Here is a 24,365-nt window from a genome sequence, read left to right as displayed (position 1 = left end):
CGCGCCCTGTTAAATCGTGGCGACTTTTTTATGATTCCTTTAAAATAACCCAGAGAAATATAAAGATTTATAAATGAGTATGCTGAATCACTGAAAATCGAAAATAACTTTGTTAGGCTAGTGAAGTAAAGACTATTGGCTGTCATCTGTCGAGAGGTATAAATATCACCTCCTAAATTAAGTCAGGCGACGGACTCAACAAAAAACCATTTCAGCAGGAGCAGAAACCAATGGGAACTCTACCTCAACTTAACCACACCTCCGAAAAAAATTTTTTGAATTGGGATTTTTGCTAAAGCAAAAATCCCAATTCAATAGTCATCCTTGACCCCACAGTACCCGATAGTCACCACATAGCCCAAGGCATCAAACCCGGCACGCAAACCTATATCCTCGAAAGCCAGCCTAATGCCATAGAGCAAATCACCACAATCCTAGCTCAACATACAGGCATCGAAGCCTTACACATCATCTCCCACGGTAGCCCCGGCCATCTTTACTTAGGGACAACAGAACTAAATAGCAGCAACATAGAAAACTACACCCAACAGTTGCAACAATGGCGAAACGCCTTCACACCTCATGCCAGCATCATCTTATATGGATGTAACGTAGCCGCCGGGGACTCCGGTAGCCAATTCCTGACTCAACTTTACCAACTCACAGGGGCAAACATCGCGGCGAACCCCCACCCCACAGGGAATGCGAAAAAAGGCGGCACCTGGGACATCCTCCAACTCATCCCCCCATCCCCCCAAAGGCCTAAACTTGCCCTCACAGAAACCAGCCTCAAAACCTACATCGGTGTACTAGACTTCGCCCCCAAAGTTGACTTCACAACTGGCACTAGCCCCAAATCCGTCAGCATCGGCGACTTAAACGGCGACGGCAAACCCGACTTAGCTGTGGGGAACGTGGGCAAGACCGTCCTCATCTTCCTCAACACCACCGCCACCGGAGCCACCACCCCCACCTTCGCCCCCAAAGTTGAGTTCACCACTGACTATAACCCCATCTCCGTCAGCATCGGCGACTTCAACGGCGACGGCAAACCTGACTTAGCAACGGTGAACTCCAGCAGCGCCCGCCAGACCGTCTCCATCCTGCTCAACACCACAGCCACCAACCCCACCGCCTCCATCCTGCTCAACACCGGAGCCACCACCCCACCTTCGCCCCCAAAGTTGACTTCACCACTTCTAGTAGCTCCCAATCCGTCAGCATCGGCGACTTCAACGGCGACGGCAAACCTGACTTAGCAGTGACGAACGTGGGCAACGACGCCGCCTCCATCCTGCTCAACACCACAGCCACCGGAGCCACCACCCCAACCTTCGCCCGCAAAGTTGAATTCAGAACTGGCTCTGACCCCCAATCCGTCAGCATCGGTGACATCAACGGCGACGGCTTACCCGACTTAGCTGTGGCGAACTCCTTCAGCGACACCGTCTCCATCCTGCTCAACACCACCGCCACGGTTACTCCTACACCGGAACCAACGGTTACTCCTACACCGGAACCAACGGTTACTCCTACACCGGAACCAACGGTTACTCCTACACCGGAACCAACGGTTACTCCTACACCGGAACCAACGGTTACTCCTACACCGGAACCAACGGTTACTCCCACACCGGAACCAACGGTTACTCCCACACCTCAACCAACGGTTACTCCCACACCGGAACCAACAGTCACTCCCACACCGGAACCAACGGTTACTCCCACACCGGAACCAACGGTTACTCCCACACCGGAACCAACACCAACTCCTACACCGGAACCAACATTAGCTCCCACACCGGAACCAACTGCCGTATTTGATCCCTCGAATTTTATTGTCGGGCTAACGTTAAACACAACCGAACCCAGTGGAACAGCCGAACAGGGGACAGGTGATAATGATCAAATATTCGGCACAGATGAGGATAACTCGATTAACTCAGGTGCTGGAAATGATCAGGTGTACGGGTATAAAGGCAATGATTACCTCGATCTCGGTAGCGGAGATGACATCGGTTATGGAGGTAAAGAAGATGATTATATCATAGGTGGTGAGGGAGATGATCTGATTTTTGGGAGTGAAGGCAAAGATGTCCTAATCGGAGATGACGGTGATGACATCCTGTTTGGCGGTAAAAACAATGACTTTTTACAAGGAGGCAACGGTGACGACCTGCTGTTTGGCGGTCAAAACGATGACTCCATCCAAGGCGGTGACGGTAAGGACATCCTATTCGGAGATATTGGAAGCGACGTCTTAGAAGGCAATGGAGGTGATGACCTGCTCTTGGGTGGAGGAGACCAAGACACTATGTCTGGTGGTGCAGATAATGACACCCTCTACGGCGGTCAAGGGAATGACCTTGTAGTTGGAAATGATGGCGATGATATCCTATTCGGAGATTTAGGGGATGATACCCTCGATGGCGGAGAAGGCAACGATATCTTAACCGGAGGTCAGGGTAATGACTGGTTAGTTGGAGCCGGGGGCGATGACACCCTAACTGGTGGTGCGGGTAATGACCGCTTCTATCTAGCCAATAGTTTTGGAAATAACCTAATTACCGACTTTACGAACGGAGAGGATATTATCGCTTTAACCGGAGGTTTAACTTTTGAACAGTTACAAATTACCTCTTTTAACGGCTCCACCCTAATTAAAATAGCCAGTAGTCAACAACAGTTGGCTGAACTGTTTGGAGTCGATAGTAGCTTGATAGGTAAGAGTAATTTTGTTCTCGGATAACAGTCATTATTGTAGAGACGTGCCACGGCGCGTCTCTAATACTGATCATTTTTTACCCGGGTGTGGGTTTACTACTTCATGCTTTAATTATAGAAATAACCCAATCAAATGTTTTTAGGACTTGTTGTAATACGGTTTTATCTTCTAAGTTGGATAACTGTAATGTTGGCTCTCTATATTCCGTAGGTTCTAAAGGGAGAGATAAACCGATCGCACTCAATTTATTTCTGAGTTCTAACCATTTTTCCTGTCGATCAAAAGGTGGTTGAGAACCATATTTATTAGAAGAAATTTCTAAACGTCCAGAAATATCAACGGTAAATAACTTTAACTGTTTTCGACCTTTTTCTTTTTGGTTTAATAAAGCTGTAAATCCACCATAAACATCTCCCATCCCCCATTGTATAATAACTTCCGGTTCCTGAAGTTTTGCCCAATTATGAATTTCCTGGGCTATTTGTGTTTCATCCTCTCCCCGACGTAGGTGGAGTTCTTCAAAAAACGAAACCTCATCCCAGCGACGACGTTCTCCCGTGGCGCTGGATTTCTTTTGTTGGGCTTCGGCGGTTTGACCAATTAATCGAGGAACAAGGGTTTTTAAACCATCTTGACTGACATATTGTTTAATTTCTAAAGCCAAAACCTCGACTAAATCCGTTTGTTTATTCAGAAATTCAACTACCCTTCTTAATGGACTGGTAATTTCATCCGCCACAAAGACTAAACGCAGTTTTCCTGCTTGCAGATTGGTTTTAACTTTTTGCCAAAATCCATCTTCATTTAGATCTGAACCTAGAAAATCTTCAAACACTTGTTCAGGATCTCGACCTTGATCTCGACAGTTAGCTTCAAATTGAGAAATGATAGATTCTATCGGCCAATATAATCCTAAATTTGCCGCATTATCTAACATTTGACCAATCATTTTTTGTCGAGTTTCCACATTGCGACTGCGTTTAACTGTCACCAGCGTAGGAATAGAATCTTGATCCAGAAATAAATGATCCATTGACCAACGACTCCCATTATCTTCCTCAGCCGGAAGGGTTACGTCCCGGGAGATTAATAACCATCGTCGTAAAGATTTACCATGGCGCGTCTGTAACCGATCAATTTCATCCCCCGCTAAAAGATTGGGATAGGTTTCTAATAATTCCTGTATTTGATCTTCAGAATCGTAGGGCTGTTCCATCATTTCAACGAGCCGATCATCATCCTGAATCAGATAAATCCCTCCGCCCATATTATTTACCTTTTTAACTCTTAAATTAGGTGATTTCTCTTAATAATTTCCGGTAAATACCCGTTGTGCTGGCCCGGTCATATACAAATGTTGATCTTGATTTGACCATTCAATCTCAAGACAACCTCCGGGTAATTCCACTGTAACAACAAAATCGCAATTTCCTGTTAAAATTCCGGCAACCACAGAAGCACAAGCCCCGGTTCCACAGGCGAGAGTTGCTCCAGCCCCCCGTTCCCATACCCGCATTTTAAGATAATTGCGGTTAATCACTTGAATAAATTCCGTATTGGTGCGTTCAGGGAAAACGGTATGATGCTCAAATAAAGGGCCGATTTCTGCGAGTTTAATTTCCTCAACATCCTCCACAAAGGTAATACAATGGGGGTTTCCCATACTCACACAGGTAACATTCCAAGAATGTCCAGCTACTAACAAGAGAACATCGACTACTTTCTCATCGGCGGCGGCAAGAGTGGTAGGAATTTCCTGGGCTAAAAGTCGCGGAAGTCCCATATCCACTTTAACTTGGCCATTGGCTTGTAATACCGGGGTAATCACACCCGCTAGGGTATGGATTTTGTAGCTTACGGGGAAGGTGCTCGGATCGCGGTTTTCCAGTTCAGCGATAAATTTAGCTAAACAGCGAATTCCGTTTCCACACATCTGAGGTTCCGAACCATCGGAGTTGAAAATTCGCATGGTATAGTCAGTGTTGGAGGTTCCACCGAGGGCGAATATCACGCCATCAGCACCAATACCAAAATTGCGATCGCACATTTCTATGGCTTTTTCTGGGGTGATTAGGGGTTCCGACTGATGACGATTATCAATCAGGATGAAATCATTCCCTAAACCGTGATATTTCGTAAATGTAATGGTCATGAATTCCTCCACTTTTATCGTTAGTGTGATTTAGGCGTTTGGGCGAAAGTGAATCAAAAAGTTCAAAATCCCTTACACCTTATATATTATTGTTTTAATGTTGATAAAAACAACTACTTATGTCTGAATTTAATACCGATTTACCCAGTATTCGCAAAGTTCAAGGGTATACCAAGGATAAAAACTCAGTAGAAATTAAACTGCTAACGAATGATCTTCTTCTGGGAACGATTATCTGGCAAGATCCCAACTGTATTTGTTTACAAGACCCAAACAACCTACAAATCTTGATTTGGCGACATTCGATTGCTTTTATTCGTCCGAAATAATAGAAGTTTACCCCGCTCTTTATAGGGAATTGGGTCGATGCTTTAAATAAAGACCGATCTTTATAAAGTTTCTGTAAAACTTTCAGAATTTTTGATAAACAGGGGTGACAAACCAATAAAGTTTGTTATTGTAGTTATTAACAGCTTGTATGTAATCACTCTGGTTGCTGAGATGTCCCACTCTAAGGAGACAAGCAGGGAAACAGAGCTACGAGTTCAGGGTCAAAGTAACCAGTAGGATATTCACACACAGGAGTCCCCATGAAAAATACATTTTTTACAACCTTAATCTCAACCCTAGCTTTAACCGGTATTTGCGCGACCTCAGCCCAAGCGTTTACCTTCAAAACCAACTACACCACATCAGATACAAGTGAGTGGAAAAGCGACATCTCTTTGAGTTCGGTTGAAATTGGCAGTAAGACCTACAGCAATTTCTCCCTGGTCAAAGATGTTAATATCATCCAAAACGATCTCTGGACAGGTGATAATACAGGCGCAGCCAGTAGCGACAGAGGGGATAATGCTTCTGGAGTTCAGGTAGAAAATCCAACGGGAAGTAATTTAGCAGCCTCTCTAGGAAATTTAAACCTCAGCAATATTATTGATACCGAAGACCGTGGTAAATTTACCCTAGACTTGTTCTTTGGTAAACCTGTTGATAATTTCCTGTTCTTTGAACGGGGCAAAAACAGTAAACTCCAAGTTCAAGCTTTGAATAAAAAAGGTGAATTGACTGGAAACTCAATTCTACTAGATTCATCAAAATGGCAGAACGCGGGTTATAGACTTGATACCAAAGAAATCAGTGGTGCTCAAACAGTAGGGTCTTTAGGAGTCAGTTTGTTTGATTTAGGACTGACCGATGCCAAATCTTTTGGTGGTCTACGGTTAATCAGCAAATCTAATTATGTGGGCCCTGATTTTAAAGTGGTGGGTCTAAATAAGGCTGTTCCTGAACCTGCGACTGTTTTAGGATTAGGTTTAGTCGGTGCTGCTTTAGCAATGTCTCGTCGCAAAAAAGCTCAATAAAGCATATCTGTTGAAGAAACCAACATTAGACATCTTTAAATTGACCACCGCCCCAGGACACAAGACAACAGTTTTATTGGAATTTCATCAACTCTTTACATAAAAGCTAATCTTTGTAAAAGTTCTGTAAAACTTCTGGAAATTTGGATAAACAGGGGTGACGTATCCTGCCCATATTGTTATTGTGTTATCGACAACCTGTATGTAATAACTCTGGTTGCTAAAATGTCCCGTTTTAAGGAGACACTCAGAAAAACAGAGTTACGAGTTCAGGGTCACAGTAGCCAGCAGCATATTCACACAAAGGATTCCAAATGAAAACTACACTCCTCACAACCTTAATCTCAACCCTAGCTTTAACCGGGATTTGCGCGACCTCGGCCCAAGCGTTTACCTTCAAAACCAACTACACCACAACAGATAAAAGTCAGTGGAAAAGCGACATATCTTTGAGTTCGGTTGAAATTGGTAGTAAGACCTACAGCAATTTCTCCCTGGTCAAAGATGTTAATATTATCCAAAACGATCTCTGGACAGGCGATAATACAGGCGCAGCCAGTAGTGATAGAGGGGATAATGCTTCGGGAGTTCAGGTAGAAAATCCGACGGGAAGTAATTTAGCAGCCTCTCTAGGAAATTTAAATCTCAGCAATATTATTGATACCGAAGACGGTGGCAAATTTACCCTAGACTTGTTCTTTGGTAAACCTGTTGATAATTTCCTGTTCTTTGAACGGGGCAAAAACAGTAAACTCCAAGTTCAAGCTTTGAATAAAAAAGGTGAATTGACTGGAAACTCAATTCTACTAGATTCATCGGGATGGAAGGACGCGGGTTATAGACTTGATACCACAGAAATCGGTAGTGCTCAAACAGTAGGGTCTTTAGGAGTCAGTTTGTTAGATTTAGGACTGACCGATTCCAAGTCTTTTGGTGGTCTACGGTTAATCAGCGAATCTAATTATGTGGGCCCTGATTTTAAAGTGGTGGGTCTAAATAAGGCTGTTCCTGAACCTGCGACTGTTTTAGGATTAGGTTTAGTCGGTGCTGCTTTAGCAATGTCTCGTCGCAAAAAAGCTCAATAAAGCATATCTGTTGAATTAGTTAATATTAGATATCCCTGAATTAACCGCCGCCCCATGAAGTGAAAAAATGATGGGGTGGCAATTTGATTTTATAGGGATATCAGGGAACACCGGAACAAGATTCTTCTAAGTAGATATAGCAGACTAATCCATCAAGGTAATATTAGACAACTGACCACAACGACAAATCGGACAAGCATAGGTTTCTTTTGAGATGATTAACAGCTTAATCATATTCAAAGTTTTTCAATTTAGGAATCCCGAACCAAAAATCCGTGGGAATTAGGGTTTTCAGGGTGGGATCGTGACCGCCGACTTGATGGGTGCGGAGAATCCAGAGATAGGCGCCTAATTGTAGGAAAATCATGGCAATTTTATCATTAATTAATCGCGGTAATAATGAGCGCCAACTAGAGCCTAATTGAGATAAGGTTTTTAAGGGAGTTTCTTCAGTAAAACGCCCTAAAGTTGGAGAACCATATCGCCAATCTTTTCGGGCTTTCCCTCCAGCAGTTAAAATACTTTCTAAACTTGCTACTAAGGTGGCTAATTGAAGAAATCTTTCGGTTTGTTCGTGGTGGGGATTTTCCCGCAACCATTTCATTAATAAAGGATTGAGTTCAAACTGAGCTAACATCCGTCTGAGGGATAAATATAAGGCTTGACTGGAATCTTGAGAACAGGAATTAATTGCACTCACAAAGGTAGTTCCAGTTCCATCTCCCACACGATATCGAGCCGTCATAATATCCAGTTCATTAATAACAATATCCAAGGGAGAAAACTTGAACCCATCAAAATCATAATCTTGGGTGAGGGGATCAAATTTAATTAGAATATCGGTGAAGGGACGAGATCCTAACCAACCAAATTGACGATCGCCACTATACCTTGTCCAGTCTAAACTTCCTGAGATGATTCCATCACAATTATGGGTATAAATTTGGCGATATGCGATGTTAAATCGCAATTCTTGGGTAAGGCGATCGCGCACGACTGTAGCGATTCCATAGGCAAAATGTCCGAAATAAATCCCAAAGGGAGTATTATCTCCATTCGGCCCGCCAATGCCGCCATAAACGTGCATTAATAAGGCTCTATCTCCTTCTTTCCAGATGGATTCCGGCACAATATTGTTAGTAGAATGATCCTGATTTGGATTGAGGAAAATTGTCTTAACTTGTCCTTGGGGAGTGACTTGATTTTTCCAGTATTCCCAGTTAATATAATCTAGGGTTTTTTGTTGTCCTGAAATCACCAAATCAGGAGTTAAAGAAAATAATTGATAGGGTGCGATCGCCTGTACTACAAACTGACCATCAATATTTTTTTGTCCGAATATATACCACCCAGAAGCATTAACCGGAGATTGTTCTAAATCCTGATTTATTGAAGATAAAGCCCCATCCCGGTTAGCAATCACAGAGGGCAAATAGACCCTTTCTTCGGGGCCGTTAAATTGTTGAGAGGCGGGAGAATAATGACGTACCAAAAAGAAGTCATTGCCTAAATTTTCAATAAACCGAACCAGCGCATAAAATCGGCCAGTAATTTCAATTGGATCATTTTGAATATAAAGACTTGGACGTTCTAAACCCGTATCTTTCAAGACCACAGGATCTTTTAACACCACAATCACATCATCCTGGGGTCTAGCTCCAGCCATGGATTCTAAGGGATCAACTTTTGACCAACTATTGATTCTTTCTGGGTGAATATTGCCTTGGGATTGACTAACTTTTACCTGATCAATAAAGTTAACATCTTGGGTGACTAATTTAACTCTTTCCTTGACAGAAGAAACCTGTAAATCCCATCTTAAATTAACAATTTGTCCGACTCGATGCTGATGGGATGAATCAGCATGATAAATCTCAAATAATACGCCCTGCACCTGTTCCCGCTCTGATAATTTAGGTAAAATTAATCGACCTATCCAATTGCCTACGGGTTGATATAACTCTGGATTAAGAGTTTGTTTAACTGGATAATATGCAACTTGATTAAATGGGGCTTTTTTGTAGAGTTCATAGTTACTAGATTTTTTGAAAATATTAGGATCTAGGCCAGTAATTTCCCAATTTTCTAATAAAATTCCAGTCACAACATCAACGGTTTGTTGCAGGTAGGTTTTGCCATTTGGTAGTTGATGATCTCCCATCGGGCCACCCATCATATTATGTCCCACTGGCCCCAAAGAGATAAAACTAATTTTGCCCCGCCGTTTCGCAAAATTCCAGTTTGATAACAGAGAAAACGGCCAGCGTCCAGGGAAAATAATCGCCCCCACTTTTTCAACGCTATCCTTATCCCCAACTAGATGATAGAGATGTTCCGTTACCATTGTCCCCGTATTTCCACTGATCACACCAGCAATAGAAATTACTGTGATCGGGGCTTTAATGGTACGTTTGAGAAAGGTTACAGCCCCCATGGACATTTGACCACCACCACTGTAGCCCACCAATGTCACCGGAATTTCACTACCGACGGGATAACCATAGCTAAGTAAACTATTATACAAGACTTGTGCCAGACCTTGATTTTGAATCGGGCCGTAACGCGGATCGGCTGAAACTGCTACGGAGACGACATTTCTGGCATTAATGATAAAACCAATTGGGTTAGAAGGATTTTGAACCACCATGGAGTCAATCATCCGCCACAAAAAGGATAATAACCGATTTTCAGTTAAGGGTTTATTAGTAACAGAATAGGGCATAATCCCTTTAACAATCGCTACATTATCGGGAGTGGCAATGGCAAGGGCATCTAAAAAACGTTCAACTTCTGGTAAATATTGATAGGAGCCTTGATTGATCCCATCTAAATACATAACATAGTGATTTACTGGAGTATCAATATTGTGATTTTTGACTAATGTTCCGGTATTTTCTAAGGGTTTAACTCCATACCATCCTGCCCACCAAGTTAAGGATTCTAAGGGTGTTAGGACAATAGAAATTAACAAGGCAATTAAACTAAAATTAACTAATTTCAAGCCCAATCTAAAGCTATGATTGAGTAGACTAAAACCTATGGTTAAGGGGTTATTAGAATTAGGATATAAAATAAAAACTAATAATAAACCTAATAATGCTAGGGCGACAAATTTAACAGTAGAGGAAGTTTTTTGTTTAGGAATATCTTCTTGTTGTTCGGCTTCTAACCAGATTTCCTTGCCAACGGTCAGAATTTGAGGCTCATTCCCGTCATACATGACCATTTCTTCTAGTTTTTTCGGGTCAGTAATTAATGAAGTTCCCGCCACCGAATTAGATAACCAACGACTAAAGGCTAAAATCGGACGACCAATAGTTCGTTGTACAATTTGGAGGACGACCCAGCCAATTAAAGTACAAATAAAGACAGACCAATCTTCAAATCCGGCAACGCTTTCTAATCCTACAAATTGAGCGAGTAAACTCCAAATTGAAAGTAATACCCCTATCGCAATTCCCATATAGGGTAAGGCGATTAAAAACCCCAACATTTGGGGGGCATAACTGAGTCCTAATGTTTTAAAAATCAGATTAAAACTGAGAGAAACATCAAAAAATAAGTTACTTGCAATCCAAATACTTCCCGCCCACAATCCATAACTTAAAGCAAAAACAATCGCAGAAATTCCTAAGCTGAGAAAAAAACGAATCGGTGTAACTTTATTAGCAAATAAAACAATACATTGTCCAATGGCTTGTGATAAACCAGCGATCAGAACAATAATTAATGCTACGGTGAGGCCATCGGGTAAGGTATTGATTTGATCAAAAACCTCTGGGTTGAGGGCAAATGCCCCTGAAACCAGATGCCAGAATTGGTTAAATGCGGTTTCCATAAAACAAAAATTTACAAAGATGCAATTAATGGTTTTTAAGTGGTTTCAAGTGTAACCTGAACGACTCTAAAAAGCAATATTTAGTCTGGATTATGGTTAAATCAATTTATCTTTCAACCGTTAAATAAATTTTAATCCTTTACTTACTGTGATGTAGTCTAACAATTAAATAACTGATTGATAGGGCTAAAATCGCAATAGCCAGTCCAATCAAATCTTGACCTCCTTTTTTATCGAGATCAAAAATAATGATTTTTCGTCCTACCGCAATTAAAGAGGTAACAATCACTAACTCAACTTGGATAACGTGCTTTTTCAAGTAGGATGAAATATTCTCTAAAATCTCTAAGGCAATCAAAACATTTAAGAATAATCCGAAAATTTCAAACAAAGAATCTTTAAATATTAGGGAAGAATCTGTTAATAATTTTTGGGCTAAATATACAATTAGTTGACCACAGCAAACTATGATAATGATTACCATAGCAATTGATAAGGTTTTAGCGATCGCCACTTGAATTTCTTCTAATATTATTAAGAAATTTTCGTCGCTAAACCAATGGGTGAGGGATTCAAAAAAAGTTCTTTTGCGTGACATAGTGACCCGTGAATTGGAGTTAAACAAACTAATATCAATATATAATTTATAGTCAGTTAATGCAAGACTATTCTTTAAAATCAATCTAACTATTCCCTAAATCCAGTTTCAAAGGTTTCTGGGCAGAATTTAACAATCATATCTATGTAGTTGATTTCTGACATACCTAAAAATAGAATGGTTAGATAAAAGGATATTGTAGAATGTCTTAAAATGCAAGAATCAGCGTATACTAATTATCTAGGTTAATTTACATCCCATTAATTAAATGCCGAGTTTAACTGAAATCCATAGTTTAGGATTCCAAATCCCATTAGTTGCCGGGTGGTTAGGTTTAATTTTAGTAGTAGCAGAAGGACTGAATCGAGTTTTTTCTGTTAATGCGGAAGTTTCGCGTAAAATTGTTCATATTGGCACGGGAAATGTGATTCTATTTGCCTGGTGGCTAAATATTCCGACGTGGGTAGGAATTGCAGCGAGTGTAATTTCAGGAATTATTGCCCTGATTTCCTATCAAACACCGATTCTTCCTAGTATTAATAGTGTAGGACGTAAAAGTTTAGGGACGTTTTTTTATGCGATTAGTATTGGGGTTTTAATCGGTTGGTTTTGGACAATTCAACAACCTCAATATGCGGCTTTAGGTATTTTAATTATGGCTTGGGGGGATGGTTTAGCGGCGGTGATTGGTCAACGATGGGGTCAACATAAATATCAAGTTTTTGGTAATCGTAAAAGCTGGGAAGGTTCGTTAACAATGCTGTTTGTTAGCTTTGTTGTTTCCGGTATTATTCTATTAGCAACTCAAGGAAATAATCAAATTGCTTGGAGTATTGCAATCGCTGTAGCAATTACAGCTACTGGATTAGAAACTTTTTCAAAGTATGGAATTGATAATCTAACTGTTCCTTTAGGGAGTGCGTCACTAGCTTTTTTTCTAAATCAAATTCTTTAGGGAACAGGCTGCGTCGTTATATAATTTAACCACAAAGATAAAAAGAAGTTGTAAACAAGCTGCTATATGTTCAATATTTTATTGCCTAATTGACAATAAATCCCCCATAAAAGTTATGGGGGATTTAAGTAGATTTTGAAACACATAATAATATTTGAATACAATTATTTCTAGTGTTTCCAACGAGGATCTTTGTTAGGATTACCTTCAAATGGTTGTGTACCTACCGATGGGTAAACATCATCGCTAACAATAAACATCCGCCCAGCGGCTTCAGTTAAATAGGTCATCATTTCTTTAAGAGAACGTAAAATATTCATAATTCCTAACCTCAACTCTACTATTCAGGCTTTTATACTAATCATTCTATCGGAAAAAATTAGAAAGTGTGCAGATCTGCAACATTTATTTGCAATTTTGTATTTACTGAAGTTATACAATCTGTTAAAATTGTCAGAAATACTTAATTTACCTGGTTCGGGGTTTGGTCTTCTTGCCCAACCCCTACAAACCCGATTAAGGTTTAAGACTGCAATCCTTTTAAGACCTTATCGGTAAAAGCATTAATTGATTTACCCACGTTTTTTTTCAATTTCCAGGCTTTAAAAGCTGCTTCATAATCCTCTCCTTCTAGTTGATAGGTTTTCCAAGCTCTGAGGGTTAAAAACAATCCCCAAGTTAAAAAGACAAAGGCTGCAAATCCGATTCCATGCCAAATTACTAGGTTAATTAAAATCAAGAAAGAGTTAACAATCCCAAATTGAATTAGATTTTGTTTCAGTCGATTTTGGCGATAAGCGTTAAAAACTAACTTTTCATCGGCTTCTTGTTTTTGTAAATTCCATTGCTGTTCAGCAAGTTCTAAATCCCGGGGAGAAATTCCTAAATCTTTGGCAATGTCTAACAAATCTTGACGAGTCATTTCCTCGTTATCTTGTTTACGACAAATCGCAATATGGAGAATTTCTTGTATATCTTCCTGTAGATAGGTCGGGGTAATTTGAGTGTCTGAGTTGGTCATAGATTTTTCTGATCAAGCTAAAATACGAATAGGACGAGGTTTACAGGTAATCTGCAACCCTAATAATATGAAATCTTAATCTAGCCTAACCTATCCTATCAGGGTATAGGGCGAGTTCTAGGGGCGAGATTTAAGATAAAGTTAAAAAAAGTCGGTCATCAATAACGTTACCCGGAGAATCGTTCATGAATCTGGTTGTACTCCAGAATGGATTAGATAATATTTCTTTTGCCATTTTGTTTATCACCCTACTGTTGTATTGGGTGGGGGCGGCGTTTCCTAATATTCCCTATTTGTCGGTGTTGGGTACTGCGTCCATGGCGATCGCTAATCTCTCCATTGTCGCATTATTAGGGGCAAGATGGATTGAAGCGGGTTACTTCCCGATTAGTAATCTCTATGAATCCCTGTTTTTCCTCACTTGGGGTTTGACGACCATTCATCTGATTGCTGAAGAAATGAGTCGCAGTCGCTTAGTCGGGGTGGTCACCTCTCCGGTAGCGATGGGAATTGCGGCGTTTGCCACCCTGAAGTTACCGCCACAAATGCGGGTCGCTGAACCCCTTGTCCCGGCGTTGAAGTCGAATTGGTTAATGATGCACGTCAGCGTCATGATGTTGAGTTATGCAACGTTAATGGTGGGATCTCTATTAGCGATCGCCTTTTTAATTCTGACTAGGGGAAAGGAAATCGAGTTAAGTGGGAGTTCTTTAGGAACTAGGATTTCTCGAAATCATCATAAACCTGTTAGCAATATCATCAATTACGCTCCAGAAATCCTGGCGGAGTCCCACCCCAAAGGGTTAACGACCAATGGTAACGGCACAACGGCTGTGTTAGAGTTCGTCAAAACCGACAACCCAGAATCAGTTACCCGGCTTTCCCCACAGCGATTAACCTTAGTGGAAACTATTGACAATATCAGTTATCGGATTATTGGATTAGGATTTCCGCTTTTAACCATTGGGATTATTTCCGGGGGGGTCTGGGCGAATGAGGCTTGGGGTTCCTATTGGAGTTGGGACCCGAAAGAAACTTGGGCCTTAATTACTTGGTTAGTGTTTGCGGCCTATTTACACGCCAGAATTACTCGCGGTTGGCAAGGTCGAAAACCTGCTATTTTAGCTGCTACGGGGTTTGTGGTGGTCTGGGTATGCTATTTAGGAGTTAATCTATTAGGAAAAGGTTTACATTCCTACGGTTGGTTTTTCTAAATTAGTTAATCCTTAGTACAAAATACAATTTTCAGGACATAAACATGAGCGATTTTACCTCTATTCTCGGTGATGATGATGTGATTAATACCAGTGAAAGTGCATTGATGTTTCAATGTACTTTTAAGGCTAGTGAATTTCTGTCAATTATGGAATCCAAGTTAGAGGAAGAAAATTTATTTAAGGAAGGAATTGAGTGTCAAATCTTGCGTCCGGGCCAATCTTGGAAAACCGGAAAATTTCGGATTTGTTTAGAATTTTGTTCCGATGAACCTGAAGTTGAAGCTGAAGCCAAAGGAGGTGTCCCAACTTCTGAATATGCTCCTCCTACGGTTCCCTCTGAATCGAATACTGACCTACCACCTTTTGTTAACCAACCAACTAAAAGTGTCGGAATGTGGAGTTAGTTATTAGTTGAAAATTTAACAAATTTTATTAATGTTCAAAGTTCAAGAGATTTAATTTTGAATTTTGAACATTTTTTTGTAGTAGTAAGCCCTTCAGGGCTTATTAGAGGCGTGAACGCCTCACTACAAAATATGTTAATCAAGATAGCACAATCCTTTGTAATCAATACCTGCTATTTTATTATTGGTTTGGAGGATTTTAACGATTGTTGGCTCCAATTTGAATTAAATTATTTTCTTTATAATTTATTTTTGACTCAATTAACTTCATATCTTCTTCGCCTTGTTCTGGATTCAATAAGGAAGGATCATGATAAGAGTCTTCTTCTGGAACATAAGAATCAGGTAAATTTTCAGGGAGTATCCAAAAAGTATTTTTAACTTCTAAATCATTATCAATATCAATCGCATAATGAAAAGCATCAACAGGATTTAAAATTAAATCTCTTAGAGAAACTTTACCGAGTAGATAGTCCTGCAAAGAATTTTTAGTTACTCGGAAAACTAGCCATCTATTATCAACTGAATTAACATCAGACCAACAATAAAGATAGCTTTCTCCAGATTCATTTTCCAATAACGATACTAATGGCCCATCAAAATAAATTAGATCAGCCACATATTGAAGATTAAGGGGAAATTTATTTAAAGGACAACCATTTAAAGTATTCATCAGCTTAATTTATTTCTAATTGATTAATAATTTTAAATTTCTGTGATAAGTCTGTATGTTGATATTCATGAAGACTAAAATGTCCTTTTTGATCTACTGATGAAGCTATACCATCAGTCTTGTCAATACTTCCTTTTGCCAAGTGGGTTCCTAAGATTTGACTGATATTTGGTCGGTTTTTTATTAGTTGGTTATAGCGTTGTTCTGCATGGTTTCGAGTATCAAATAATGACAGAGCATAACCTTGACAACATTGTTGAGGTGTATTAAATTTTCGGTGAGGTTTTATGATCAGAACAGGTAAAAAACTATTTTTTGACTGTTCATGATTTTCCTCAAATATAAACCGATAAGCTGTCATTTCTATGTGTTGATAATCTGAAGGTGGACAATTAGAAAGTTCATTAATATATTCTTGATACTTAAACGTCAATCATTAACCTCCTAATTTAGTTGATCATAACATTCAGTCTATCATAACACTTTACAAAACACAAGGTTTACTGTAGAGAACTTAACCTCTCTACAGTAAACATGATCCTAAATTAACCAGGATTACGCCATAAGACTTTGGGCATAATTTGGCTATTATCAACCCGATTCTTATACTTAATGGCAAAATTCAACAAAGAATCTAACAGAGAATCAGATAGAAAATGGGGCTGTAATCCTAAATCCAATAGATTAGTATTCTTAGCGTTGAAATAATGTTCTTCTAGTTCAACACGAGGATTAGGAATATTTTCGATTTCCACATCTAACCCTAAAGCAATTCCCGCTTGTTTCACCATCATTGCTAAGTCACCAACACTATGCAATTCGGTAAACTGATTAAACACCCTGAATTGTCCAGAATCCGCCGGATTTTCTAATGCTAATTCGATACATCGTACCGTATCCCGAATATCTAAAAAGGCTCTAGTTTGTCCGCCTTTTCCATATACGGTTAACGGATGACCAATGGCGGCTTGAATACAGAAACGGTTTAACGCCGTTCCAAACACGCCATCATAGTCGAGACGATTAATTAATAACTCATCCATCCCGGTTTCTTCTGTTAACACCCCATAAACCACACCTTGGTTTAAATCCGTCGCCCGCAGACCCCAAATTTTACAAGCAAAATGGATATTATGGCTGTCATGAACTTTGGATAAATGATAGAAACTACCCGGTTGTTTGGGATAGGGTAAAGTATCCTTCCGACCGTTATGTTCGATGGTAATATAACCTTCCTCAATATCAATATTGGGGGTTCCATATTCTCCCATCGTTCCTAACTTCACCAAATGACAATTAGGAAAATGTTCCTGCATGGCATACAATAAATTTAGGTTGCCAATCACGTTGTTAGCTTGGGTCAGGACAGCGTGCTCTCGATCAATCATTGAGAAGGGTGCAGAACGCTGTTCTCCGAAGTGAATAATCGCTTCCGGTTGAAATTTTAGCAAACTTTTGATCAGGAAATCGTAGTTGTTAATATCCCCAATAAATAGGTCAATGGATTTTCCCGTTAAATCTTTCCAACACTGAATTCGTTGCTGAATTGGAGCAATCGGAGTTAGTGTATCAATACACAGTTGTTGATCCCAATAACGTCGAACTAAACTATCCAGAATACCGACTTCATAGCCACGGTTGGATAAATACAATGCTGTCGCCCAACCGCAGTAGCCATCACCACCAATAACCAGGACTTTCATAAATACACTTTTTGAATCTTGATGTGCCAATACTCGGTAAATTTATCAGGAAAGGGGATCAAATTTTTACCTCCTCAGCAAAACTTGTCCAGCGCACGAATTGAAATGGCCCAGCTAAGGCGCCCCAAAGTTGTTCATCGGTTTCGGGGTCGCGTCCTCGGTCGTGACTAATAAAGTGGTGTTCATCAATTTCAAATTCACTCGCTAAATAGGTGACGTTTCCTTTGCGTTCCACCATACATCCTTTCCCTGGTTCCACTTCCCCTTTAAAACTATGTCCTGTCCAATGGGTAATAAAAGAACATTTTTCCATTTTTTTTAATCGTTCTTTTGTTAACCCTTGAAGTCTTTCCGGTTCCCGGGATGCACCATGAAATTCGGCTTCATTTTCAATCACATAATTCTCAATTTCAATGTGATTTTCCACCGCTACTAATTTTAATACCCGCACTCGATAGGGTTGTTTTAAGTTAATATCATAAGCCTGTTCTAAATACAAGCTCACCCCATCTAATAATTCCGTTGGTAGGGGACGCATACACACCCGAATATGGGCAAAAAACGGTGGGTTTTCAAAGGCTTGGGCTTGGTTACTGAAGTCCGCCGCCATTAATTGTGCTAATTTGATAGTATCGGTGGAATGACTCATGACTTTTATCAAAGTTGATCAACTTCGTTTTTTAGGATACAACGTAATCAGGAATTAAGAGAAAAAATTTCTAATCTCTGATGTTATCTGATCTCAAACTGAATAATAGAAACTCAGTTCCATCATTTTGATGATTTAAAATTACTAGACTTTGACTTCCATCGGGTAAACGAGATCCTAGGGTCATTCCGGTTAAATTGGGAACAGTTATTCCTAGGTCTTGTAAATCTAATAATAGTTTTTTTCGCACGGGTTGGATTTTGCTTAAGTCTCCTTTTAAACTCGCAATACGGGAGGTATCCGTTGCATCTCCGGTGAATAATTGATAAATTTTTCCACTGTCTCCCGATTGTTCTAAACTCAGAAAAATTCCGCTTTGACCTGCTACAATATTAACTAACTTTTGAGAGGTTTTATCCAAAAGATATAGGGTTTCTGAAACTAAAAAAGAGGCTCGATCTGCAATTACATAATGTAATAATCTTAATTTAGTTTCATCCTCTGGATCTCGATCTTGAATTAATGGTTTTTCGGTGACAGTAAATAACCGAAAGGGATCTCGACCATCGGGACTAAAGCCATCGGGAGAAATAGTTAAGGCTTTAAAGCCGAATTGGGGTTCTATTCCTCGAATTTGGTCAGAGTCTTTGAATTGGGGAAGATAAAAGGAGGAAAGAGGAACTGTATTTTTCAGTTGTCCGGTTGTTAAATCATATTCAGCAATAGACGGAGGAAGCTCGGATTTTTCTAAAGTTTTTGTGGAAATAAAAACGGAATTTCGAGGAGAAAAGGCAATACTATCTGGATAAAGTTGGCTGTCCGATAGGGGTTGATTTTGTTGATTTTTGAGAATAGTTGAATTTTCTAGGCTGATATCTTGTAAATTCATCGACCCGGAAGGGTTTAAATCGAATTTGATAGTCTGGATTTTTGCGGAAGCATCGGTTAACCCATAGAACCTAATTCCTTCATCCGTTGGGTTTCCATACCCGGGTATTTTGTAAGTTAGGGATGAAAAAGTACCGCCGGGTTGATCATTAAATAGAATGAATTTTGAGAGTTCATACTTCTCTAAAAAGTTTAGAGATAAATCAACAAAAAATCGAGATTCCGCCGATACTTGGGGAACGGAACAAGCTGTTAAAAAGACAAAGCTACAGCCTAAAACCATCAGACTTTTAACCCATTTTTTCCAAACTTTCACCTTTCTCTCCTCCCTAACGCTCCGATTCTGATTATCCCATATTATTGCTTTTTCGGTCAATTCGGCCCAGCAAAACTGATTTGATGGTTTGCAAAATAGGAAAAATAGTTATACAATAAATAGATTATATTTTAAATATTAGGGCTATAATTTTATGATTAATCTAAAGAATCGCAGTATTCAAAGACTAAACTTTATTTTAATCCCGGTTTTTATTCTATTATCAGGTGGGGTTAATCTGGAAGTTGCGATCGCTCAAAAACAAAAACAACCCGAACCCGAAAAACCCCTACTCGATGATTTTTCTCCCAATCCATTATTTACCAAAGAACCCGATCCTTTACTCCCTTCCCCTCCCCCCGATGGTCAAGTATTAGGTCAAAGTCAACAGCAAATATTAGAACCTGAATTAATTAAACTAAATGCGGAAGCTACAGCATTATTAGCTGCTGGAAATATTCCAGGTGCGTTTGAATTATGGAATCGAGAGTTAAGAATTAGGCGTTATTTTGGATTATCTCAAGAAATTGCAGCTTTAAATCGAGTCGGGTTAATTGCTTGGAATAATAGCCAACGACTATATATAAAGTTTATCACAGAACGTCTGGATCAAATTGTACAAAAAATTAATACGGAAAAGATTAATGATCTTAAATTATGGGAATCATTGGGATTAGCATTTAAGAATATTAGGGCAAAAAATTCGGCTTTAAGCCTATATCAACAATTATTAGAAACGGCAAATAAAAGTCAAGATAGTTTAGCAGAAGAACAATATTTTAATGAAATTGCTCAAATTTATATGATGTGGTTAGACTATCCCAACGCCGCAGAAACTTATGAGAAACTATTGGAATTACAACAGGAAATCCGCGCCATCAAAGGGGATATTCTACCGCCTCAACCCCAACCCGCTACCCCCGAAAATCCCAACCCGACACCCCCGGCGAGTGAAGTGCGATCGCTACAACAATTAAGCTTTATTTATGAACAAATAGGAGAATATTTAAAGGCTATTTCTGTTAAAGAAAGATTAGCTGGATATTATGCAAGTCAGCAAAATTTATTACCAATTCCAGAAATTAAATTAGGTATTGGTGGGAATTATGAAAAATTAGAACAATTTGAACAAGCGGGAGCAACCTATCAAGAAGCCTACAGTATTGCTACCTCTATTCAACAGTTTGATAACGCCAGTGAAGCATTAGGAAGACTGGGTAAACTCTATCGATCTCAAAATCAAATTAAAACGGCTTTAGATATTTATCAAGCCCAAGTTTTAGTCAATCAACAGACTAATAATTATTATGGGATGATGAATGCTTATGATCAAATAGGAGATATTTATTTATCACAAAAAGCCTATCAATCTGCGATCGCAGCCTTCCAACAAGGATTAGGATTAGCACAACAGTTAAAATATCGAGAGGATTATTTTGTTAAAAAAATTGATCTTGCTAATCGTCAAATGAATCGCTAAATTTTAATAGTATGGACAATTCATGAATTACCCATACCACTAACTATTTAGGATTGCTATATTGCGATCGCTATCTTTACAAATCCCCTGATTTTCTGTTCCCTATTACCTATTGCAGATTCCCCTATCCTATAATTAAATCAATCTAGCTCAGGGGTGAGAACGTGGGAATTCTCGATTTACTTAGTCAACGCAATCTCCGTGTGTTAACAGCCTTTGGGGCGATGCTGGTTGGGGGTGTTGCTTGTCCCCTGATTCCTGGTTTACAAGGAATTGGCCTACTGCAATGCGTTAGTACCATTGGTACAGGACTTGCTGGGAACATATTTGCAAGTGATCTTGGGGCCATTGCTGACAGTCTGGGACAAGAGGATATTCTTTCTAACCATGATCTTACTAAAGCGGTCGGATTAGCGGTTGGGTTATTATTAAAATCCATCGCTACCTCAGAACAATATCGCAGTTTCGAGAAACCTTTAAAAAAATTGGCGAAAGCCACGCCGAAAAAGTGGCTCAAATTGGCAGAAGCCAACCGCAACGGCGAAATTAATCTTATTGATCCGATTCAAGAGGAAGAATTAGTTAACCTCTTTTCTCAAACCCATACAGACTTTTTTAACCAACAACCCTTAACTCCCGCAGCCTGGGAAAGTCTATTAAAAGATTGGTTATGCCCTGAAGTCGGGATCACCTTACCACCGGTCGTAATCACCGGAGTTGCCCAAATCTTAGCCGAGAAATTCCCGAAAGCCCTACGGGAAGTCTTAAAACGGGATGCTGAACAGGGGGGGAAAGCCTTTGGGGGGTTAATGTTATCCCTGTTGGGGCAAATTTTAGCCACCTTGCGAGATCAGCCCCAACAGACGGCTAATTTAGAACCGATTCAAGCAGGTTTAACGGAGATTGAAAAGTTACAGAACGATCATACAGAACAGTTTAAAAAGTTAGGAACTGAGATGGAATCGGGGTTTGATGCCGTCTTACAACAGTTGGGAATAACTCAGGCACAAATTCAAGAATTGCGGGGTTGGTTATCAGAGGAATTACAAACTTTACAAGAAACGATCACTGCCGGATTCGAGCAAGTTGGTGAACAGAATCAACAGTTAAAACAAACCGTAGAACAGGGTTTTGAGACGATTATCGGCTTTTTTGAGCGAGACCAATCGAAAATTCAACCCATTTGCTTTAGTCTAAATATCATACCCCCGGAGGTGGGCGATTGGCAAGGGCGAAAACGAGATTTAGCGATTGTTAACGGTTGGTTAGACGATGAAAATAATAAACTAGGTGTGATTGTGGCGATCGCAGGGATGGGAAAATCAACCCTGGTGGCAAAAGTCTTTGAGGACAGAACGGATTTTGTTGATAAATTGTGGATAGATTTAAGCCAACGTCCCCTTTTCTCCCTTGTCGCCCAGGGCATTTTAACCCATTTTGGAAAACTGTATCCAGACCAGTTAAAAGAAATTGAAGAAACTCGTTTAACCGAGGTTTTAATCTACTATCTGCAACAGCAACGGTTTTTACTGGTATTAGATAATCTGGAATCGGTGCTCCAAGATGAAGGCTATCAGAATTTCTTGCAACACTGGCTGGGGAAATGTCATCAGACGGAAATTCTGGTGACGACCCAAGTTGTGCCGAATTTAGTCCAGAATAAACCCACAGAATTAGCCCTAGAGGGACTTTCAGCAACCGAAGGAAGACAATTACTTCAAAATTTAAAGATTGGAGGGACAGAGGCGGAATTAGAGGCTTTTATAGTTAAGGTGAATGGCCATCCTCTGACCTTGCGACTGGTGGCGGGGTTACTGAATCGGGAAATCGGCGAGGGGGCGACTATTGGGGATTTAGCCGGGTTAGGAATAGCCGATGTCGGCGAGTTGATGCGGCGGTTACAGGGATTCCACCGTCAGGTGGAGGTGCAGTTGGTGGCGGTGTTGGATGCCAGTTTTAACTATTTATCGGAGAAGTTACAACGGGTGTTGTTGTCCTTGGTGGTGTTGCGTCGGGGGTTTGATGCAGTGACGGCGATGGCTATTTCAGGGGAAACATTGACGGATAAGGAATTGCGGGAGTTAGGGAAACGGGGATTTTTGGCGTCGGAAACCAGGGGAATTTATAAGTTTCTGCCCTTGATTTTGGAGTATCTCAAGTATCGGGTGGGGGATTTAACGGGAGCGCATCAGAAGGCGATTGAATTTTATCAAAGTCGGTTTAAATCCCGTGACCAGTGGCAGACGGTAGAGGATGTGTGGGAATATTTAGAGGTGTTTTATCATTTGTGTGAGTTGGGGGAATATGAAACGGCGTTTGATGTGATTCAGGATGAGAGTTATAGCGATAATTGTGTTGCTAAATTTCTCGAATTACGTGGTAATAACCAACTCCGTACTGAACTCTATCAGGAATTAGTCGAACATCTTACCGATAAGCAAGACTGGCGATATACGGCCTCTTTAACTTCGTTAGGCGATGCTTACGATTTGCTAGGACGCTACCAAGAAGCTATATCCTATCACCAGCAATCTCTGGAAATTGACCGAGAGATTGGGAATAGATGGGGGGTATCTTATTCTTTAAACGGTTTAGGCAATGTTTACAATTCCCTAGGACGCTACCAAGAAGCTATATCCTATTACGAGCAATCTCTGGAAATTCGACGAGAGATTGGGAATAGATGGGGGGAAGCTAATTCTTTAAACGGTTTAGGCAATATTTACAATTCCCTAGTACGCTACCAAGAAGCTATATCCTATTACGAGCAATCTCTGGAAATTCGACGAGAGATTGGGAATAGATGGGGGGAAGCTAATTCTTTAAATGGTTTAGGCAATGTTTACAATTCCCTAGTACGCTACCAAGAAGCTATATCCTATTACGAGCAATCTCTGGAAATTCGACGAGAGATTGGGAATAGACGGGGGGTAGCTGATTCTTTAAATGGTTTAGGAGAAGTCTATGATGCTTTAGAAAACTATCAACAAGCTCTTTCTTTGTATCAAGAGGCTTTGACTATTGCAACAGAAATCAAAAGTCCTCAATACCAAGCCGAAATCTGGTTTAACTTTGGTAAAACCCTAACTAAACTTAACCGCATTCCCGACGCTATGGGTGCGTACCGTAATGCTCGCCAATTCTATCAACAAATGCAACTCGATCACAAAATCCAAGAATGCGATCGCGCCCTTGAGCAACTCGAAACCCCACCTATTCCGCCATCCCCGACCCGGTGGCAAAAAATTCGTCGCTGGTTTAGTCAAATCAAGCAATTTTTCCGCCAGTTATTCTCCTAGT

20 protein-coding genes and 1 pseudogene are annotated in these 24,365 nt (G+C 40.2%); 10 read left to right on the top strand and 11 right to left on the bottom strand.

Features of this window, described 5'->3' with window-relative positions; all coding sequences use genetic code 11:
• Positions 1-314 precede the first annotated feature (314 nt).
• Together AC559H_RS06620 and AC559H_RS06615 are read left to right on the top strand one after the other, a co-directional pair.
• Positions 315-1,049 (top strand): annotated as a pseudogene (locus AC559H_RS06620) (DUF4347 domain-containing protein); the annotation flags it as partial.
• Between the two features lie 221 nt (positions 1,050-1,270).
• Positions 1,271-2,749: a calcium-binding protein gene (locus AC559H_RS06615; RefSeq protein WP_026798468.1), complete on the top strand. Its 1,479-nt coding sequence runs from the start codon at positions 1,271-1,273 to the stop codon at positions 2,747-2,749.
• A 76-nt stretch (positions 2,750-2,825) separates the two neighbouring features.
• Here AC559H_RS06615 and AC559H_RS06610 read toward each other — a convergent pair whose 3' ends face one another.
• Positions 2,826-3,992, bottom strand: coding sequence for a hypothetical protein (locus AC559H_RS06610; protein WP_026794082.1), 1,167 nt, complete (start codon positions 3,990-3,992; stop codon positions 2,826-2,828).
• 39 nt (positions 3,993-4,031) lie between these two features.
• Positions 4,032-4,877, bottom strand: a complete 846-nt coding sequence (gene dapF / locus AC559H_RS06605; RefSeq protein ID WP_026794081.1) for a diaminopimelate epimerase — start codon at positions 4,875-4,877, stop codon at positions 4,032-4,034.
• Between the two features lie 119 nt (positions 4,878-4,996).
• Here dapF and AC559H_RS06600 point away from each other — a divergent pair, with 119 nt between their 5' ends.
• The 3 genes from AC559H_RS06600 to AC559H_RS06590 all read left to right on the top strand — a co-directional run bounded on the left by AC559H_RS06600 (position 4,997) and on the right by AC559H_RS06590 (position 7,323).
• Positions 4,997-5,206, top strand: a complete 210-nt coding sequence (locus AC559H_RS06600; protein ID WP_026794080.1) for an Hfq-related RNA-binding protein — start codon at positions 4,997-4,999, stop codon at positions 5,204-5,206.
• Between the two features lie 261 nt (positions 5,207-5,467).
• On the top strand, positions 5,468-6,238 hold the full coding sequence (locus tag AC559H_RS06595) for an exosortase-dependent surface protein XDP2 (protein ID WP_026794079.1): 771 nt from the start codon (positions 5,468-5,470) through the stop codon (positions 6,236-6,238).
• A 314-nt stretch (positions 6,239-6,552) separates the two neighbouring features.
• On the top strand, positions 6,553-7,323 hold the full coding sequence (locus AC559H_RS06590) for an exosortase-dependent surface protein XDP2 (RefSeq protein ID WP_026794078.1): 771 nt from the start codon (positions 6,553-6,555) through the stop codon (positions 7,321-7,323).
• Between the two features lie 226 nt (positions 7,324-7,549).
• Here the strand turns inward: AC559H_RS06590 and AC559H_RS06585 are convergent, their stop codons facing one another.
• Together AC559H_RS06585 and AC559H_RS06580 are read right to left on the bottom strand one after the other, a co-directional pair.
• Positions 7,550-11,161, bottom strand: coding sequence for a Yip1 family protein (locus AC559H_RS06585; protein WP_026794077.1), 3,612 nt, complete (start codon positions 11,159-11,161; stop codon positions 7,550-7,552).
• 139 nt (positions 11,162-11,300) lie between these two features.
• Positions 11,301-11,759 carry a phosphate-starvation-inducible PsiE family protein gene (locus AC559H_RS06580; RefSeq protein WP_026786576.1) on the bottom strand — a complete coding sequence of 153 codons (459 nt, stop codon included), beginning with the start codon at positions 11,757-11,759 and terminating at the stop codon, positions 11,301-11,303.
• Between the two features lie 268 nt (positions 11,760-12,027).
• On the opposite strand from AC559H_RS06580, the gene AC559H_RS06575 reads away from it, so the two are divergent.
• Positions 12,028-12,714 carry a diacylglycerol/polyprenol kinase family protein gene (locus AC559H_RS06575; protein WP_026794076.1) on the top strand — a complete coding sequence of 229 codons (687 nt, stop codon included), beginning with the start codon at positions 12,028-12,030 and terminating at the stop codon, positions 12,712-12,714.
• 170 nt (positions 12,715-12,884) lie between these two features.
• Here AC559H_RS06575 and AC559H_RS06570 read toward each other — a convergent pair whose 3' ends face one another.
• Together AC559H_RS06570 and AC559H_RS06565 are read right to left on the bottom strand one after the other, a co-directional pair.
• Positions 12,885-13,034 carry a hypothetical protein gene (locus tag AC559H_RS06570; protein WP_162832328.1) on the bottom strand — a complete coding sequence of 50 codons (150 nt, stop codon included), beginning with the start codon at positions 13,032-13,034 and terminating at the stop codon, positions 12,885-12,887.
• A 203-nt stretch (positions 13,035-13,237) separates the two neighbouring features.
• Positions 13,238-13,735 carry a 2TM domain-containing protein gene (locus AC559H_RS06565; protein WP_026786578.1) on the bottom strand — a complete coding sequence of 166 codons (498 nt, stop codon included), beginning with the start codon at positions 13,733-13,735 and terminating at the stop codon, positions 13,238-13,240.
• A gap of 185 nt (positions 13,736-13,920) precedes the next feature.
• On the opposite strand from AC559H_RS06565, the gene ccsB reads away from it, so the two are divergent.
• Together ccsB and AC559H_RS06555 are read left to right on the top strand one after the other, a co-directional pair.
• Complete coding sequence (gene ccsB / locus AC559H_RS06560) at positions 13,921-14,949, top strand: c-type cytochrome biogenesis protein CcsB (RefSeq protein WP_026794075.1); 1,029 nt, start codon at positions 13,921-13,923, stop codon at positions 14,947-14,949.
• Between the two features lie 44 nt (positions 14,950-14,993).
• A complete protein-coding gene (locus AC559H_RS06555; protein WP_051319797.1) occupies positions 14,994-15,356 on the top strand; it encodes a KGK domain-containing protein in 363 nt (120 codons plus the stop codon).
• Between the two features lie 199 nt (positions 15,357-15,555).
• Here AC559H_RS06555 and AC559H_RS06550 read toward each other — a convergent pair whose 3' ends face one another.
• From AC559H_RS06550 to AC559H_RS06530, 5 genes are all read right to left on the bottom strand, one after another.
• Positions 15,556-16,029 (bottom strand): DUF6575 domain-containing protein, encoded by a 474-nt coding sequence (locus AC559H_RS06550; protein WP_026786580.1) that lies wholly within the window; start codon positions 16,027-16,029, stop codon positions 15,556-15,558.
• A gap of 4 nt (positions 16,030-16,033) precedes the next feature.
• A complete protein-coding gene (locus AC559H_RS06545) occupies positions 16,034-16,462 on the bottom strand; it encodes a hypothetical protein (RefSeq protein WP_026786581.1) in 429 nt (142 codons plus the stop codon).
• Positions 16,463-16,574: 112 nt separating this feature from the next.
• Positions 16,575-17,732: an NAD-dependent epimerase/dehydratase family protein gene (locus tag AC559H_RS06540; RefSeq protein WP_026794074.1), complete on the bottom strand. Its 1,158-nt coding sequence runs from the start codon at positions 17,730-17,732 to the stop codon at positions 16,575-16,577.
• Positions 17,733-17,790: 58 nt separating this feature from the next.
• Complete coding sequence (locus AC559H_RS06535; protein ID WP_026794073.1) at positions 17,791-18,381, bottom strand: chromophore lyase CpcT/CpeT; 591 nt, start codon at positions 18,379-18,381, stop codon at positions 17,791-17,793.
• A gap of 70 nt (positions 18,382-18,451) precedes the next feature.
• The gene (locus tag AC559H_RS06530) at positions 18,452-19,585 is read right to left on the bottom strand and encodes an esterase-like activity of phytase family protein (protein WP_051319798.1); all 1,134 of its coding nucleotides are present in this window, start codon (positions 19,583-19,585) and stop codon (positions 18,452-18,454) included.
• A gap of 154 nt (positions 19,586-19,739) precedes the next feature.
• On the opposite strand from AC559H_RS06530, the gene AC559H_RS06525 reads away from it, so the two are divergent.
• Both AC559H_RS06525 and AC559H_RS06520 read left to right on the top strand, forming a co-directional pair.
• Positions 19,740-21,065 carry a tetratricopeptide repeat protein gene (locus AC559H_RS06525; RefSeq protein ID WP_036833685.1) on the top strand — a complete coding sequence of 442 codons (1,326 nt, stop codon included), beginning with the start codon at positions 19,740-19,742 and terminating at the stop codon, positions 21,063-21,065.
• 164 nt (positions 21,066-21,229) lie between these two features.
• Positions 21,230-24,364 carry a tetratricopeptide repeat protein gene (locus tag AC559H_RS06520; protein WP_051340040.1) on the top strand — a complete coding sequence of 1,045 codons (3,135 nt, stop codon included), beginning with the start codon at positions 21,230-21,232 and terminating at the stop codon, positions 24,362-24,364.
• Position 24,365: the final 1 nt, after the last annotated feature.

The organism is Planktothrix prolifica NIVA-CYA 540 (assembly GCF_963864145.1).
In the GTDB taxonomy this organism is placed as follows: domain Bacteria; phylum Cyanobacteriota; class Cyanobacteriia; order Cyanobacteriales; family Microcoleaceae; genus Planktothrix; species Planktothrix agardhii.
This window is presented reverse-complemented; position numbering and strand designations above follow the sequence as displayed.